Source organism: Alkalibacterium thalassium (genome assembly GCF_900101165.1).
GTDB classification, from domain to species: domain Bacteria; phylum Bacillota; class Bacilli; order Lactobacillales; family Carnobacteriaceae_A; genus Alkalibacterium; species Alkalibacterium indicireducens.
Map to the genome: position 1 here is coordinate 1 of NZ_FNFK01000101.1, position 3021 is coordinate 3021.

Consider the following 3021-nt stretch of genomic DNA (forward strand, 5'->3'; position numbering starts at 1 on the left):
CTTCACCCAACGGGTGAAGAAGGAATAGAGTGATAAACCTTATCAAAGCGGGATAAATGCCTGTTCTGACAAGGTACTATGAATTATTCAGGTTACACATGAAGAAATGATTTGGTTAAAACAGAACATCATCGACTACATGGAAGATGACGGTTTTACAAGATTAGATTTAGCTTTTGATTTTGAAGATGATTTGAGTGATTACTATGCAATGACTGATAAAGCAGTTAAGAAAACTATTTTTTACGGTCGCAATGGTAAACCAGAAACAAAGTATTTTGGTGTGAGAGATAGCAATAGATTTATTAGAATTTACAATAAAAAGCAAGAACGTAAAGACAATGCAGATGTTGAAGTTATGTCTGAACACTTATGGCGTGTAGAAATTGAACTTAAAAGAGATATGGTGGATTATTGGAATGATTGTTTTAATGATTTACATATCTTGAAACCAGATTGGACTTCGCCAGAAAAATTAAATGAACAAGCAATGGTTTACATGTTAATTCATGAAGAAGGCAAATGGGGAGAATTGAATAAGAGAACTAAATATAAATATAAAAAAATAATCAAAGAAATATCTCCAATTGATTTAACTGAAATAATGAAATTGACTTTACGAGAAAACGAAAAACAATTGCAAAAGCAGATTGATTTTTGGCATCGTGAATTTAGATTTTGGGAGTGAAAAAACAATGAGGACTGAAAAAGAAATTTTAAATTTAGTTTCTGAATTTGCTTATCAACGAAGCAATGTAAAAATTATTGCTCTCGAGGGTTCAAGAACTAATGAAAATATAAAAAAAGATAAGTTTCAAGATTATGATTTTGCTTTTTTCGTATCAGATATTGAGTGTTTCACACATGAAGAAAGTTGGTTAAGTTTATTTGGAGAATTATTGTTTATACAGAAACCAGAAGATATGGAATTATTCCCACCTGATTTAGATTATGGTTACAGTTATATAATGTATTTTAAAGATGGCATAAAAATGGATATTACATTAATTAATTTAATAGATTTAAATCGTTATTTTAGTGATTCTGATGGTCTTGTAAAAATTTTAGTTGATAAAGATAATTTAGTAATTCAAGAAATTGTTCCAGATGACTCAAATTATTGGTTAAAAAAACCAACAGAACGAGAATTTTATGATTGCTGTAATGAGTTTTGGAGTGTCTCAACGTATGTAGCAAAGGGTGTTTTTAGAAGAGAAATATTATTTGCTTTAGATCATTTCAATAATATTTTACGTCCTGAATTATTAAGAATGATTTCTTGGTATATTGGCTTTAATAGGGGTTTTGATTTTAGTTTAGGAAAGAATTATAAGTTTATAAACAAATATTTAACTGATAAAGAATTCAATATGTTTTTAGCTACTTTTGAGATGAATGGATATAGAAAGACATACCAATCTTTTAAGCTTTGTTGTGAATTATTTAAATATTATTCAAATAAAGTAAGTTGTTTAGGAAATTATAACTATCCAAATTACGAAAAAAATATTGAGAATTTTATTCGTAATAATTATGAGAATTAATTTTATTAGCAACCACATTTTTTGGTTGCTTGTGGTTTTGATTTTGAATTTGGTTTTGAACTTATGGACTGATTTATTCAGTCCATTTTTTGTGCTTGCACAAAAACTAGCCTCGCAGAGCACACGCATTAATGACTTATGAAACGTAGTAAATAAGTCTAGTGTGTTATACTTTACTTGGAAGATACACCGAATGAAGAAACACTGAAGCAACAACTACCTAAAGATTTTAAGAGTTATTTTATTTTAAGTCTTTATAACATGAGTGAAGCGAATTTTTAAATTTCGATAGAAATTTTTACATCAAAAAGCCCCCTGTCAAAAATGACGAAGGGGGTTTTTTGCGCACGCTTTTCGAAGAAAATAATACGACTTGAAAAGTGGTGTATAAGTGCGCCCTTTTAAATTTTGAGTGATTATATTTTTTTGAGTTAGAAAAAGGGATTGGGAAAATTTCCCAAAATAATTTAAAAAATAAGCAAAAATTTTCGATAGAGAATGTGCTATTTTTTGTCAAAGGGATATACCTTGACTGTGCTTGCTGTTACACGAACTTAATTTTTTTGATATAAGTTTTGGAATTTAAATCACTCTTAGAAGCTCATATTTGCGTTTTAAGACGTTTTAAATATATCTGCGTATATTTTTATGTGTTTTATCTTTTCGTCGGCAAATGCGTTAAAATTTGCGAAATAAAATATTGCAAGGGCGAGCATAGCGAGTGTATTTACCCTTGCCATTATTTTTTGAGTAAATTAGCTTTGCTGAACGACGAAAAGGAAACACATAACTTTTCAGAGGTAAGGGGTTTTTAAGGGGCGCTTTTAGCCCCTTAGATTTATTTGCTTTAAGATATATTTAGTTTTAAAATAGATTTAACGAAAAAAAGACATAAAAAAAGACGAGCAACGCTACCAACGTTCTCGTCCGGAATAACAAATCGCACTTGTTATTCATTCGAAACTTAGTATATCAATTTTTTCTCTTGAATACAAAATAAAAAAGGACGAATGGATAAAGCAAATTTTTTTGTAATTCCATTTGTCCTTTTTTCGTTCCAAAAATTATTTTAGGAGCGATAAAAAATGAAGAAAATTGATGAAAAATTAGCTGCAGAAATCTCACAAAAAAAACCGGCCGTCTCTAATAGCCGGTTAGGAGTGCATTCTGTGCACCCACAAAATCCTAAATTAAGTTTTGACGCTATGACAATAGTTGGAAATCTCAGTCGTGACAACGCTCAAAAGCTATCGTCATTTATGAGTATTGAACCTCAAATAAGACTTTGGGATATACTACAAACGAAATTTAAAGCTAAAGCACTGCAAGAAAAAGTTTATATCGAATATGACAAAGTGAAAGCAGATACTTGGGACAGACGTAATATGCGTGTTGAATTTAATCCAAATAAACTTACACCTGAATTATTCATACCTCTAAATGTGGATAACTATTTCTATTAAACTCACTGCTTTTT

The 3021-nt window shown here is 29.8% G+C and carries 3 protein-coding genes; all 3 read left to right on the forward strand.

Annotated features, from left to right (window positions below):
- The first annotated feature begins 139 nt into the window (after positions 1 to 139).
- On the forward strand, positions 140 to 688 hold the full coding sequence (locus BLR76_RS11345) for a replication initiation factor domain-containing protein (protein WP_425425726.1): 549 nt from the start codon (positions 140 to 142) through the stop codon (positions 686 to 688).
- Positions 689 to 695: 7 nt separating this feature from the next.
- Positions 696 to 1544 (forward strand): streptomycin adenylyltransferase Str, encoded by an 849-nt coding sequence (gene str / locus BLR76_RS11350; RefSeq protein ID WP_091269009.1) that lies wholly within the window; start codon positions 696 to 698, stop codon positions 1542 to 1544.
- 1085 nt (positions 1545 to 2629) lie between these two features.
- On the forward strand, positions 2630 to 3007 hold the full coding sequence (locus BLR76_RS11355) for a hypothetical protein (RefSeq protein ID WP_425425727.1): 378 nt from the start codon (positions 2630 to 2632) through the stop codon (positions 3005 to 3007).
- Positions 3008 to 3021: the final 14 nt, after the last annotated feature.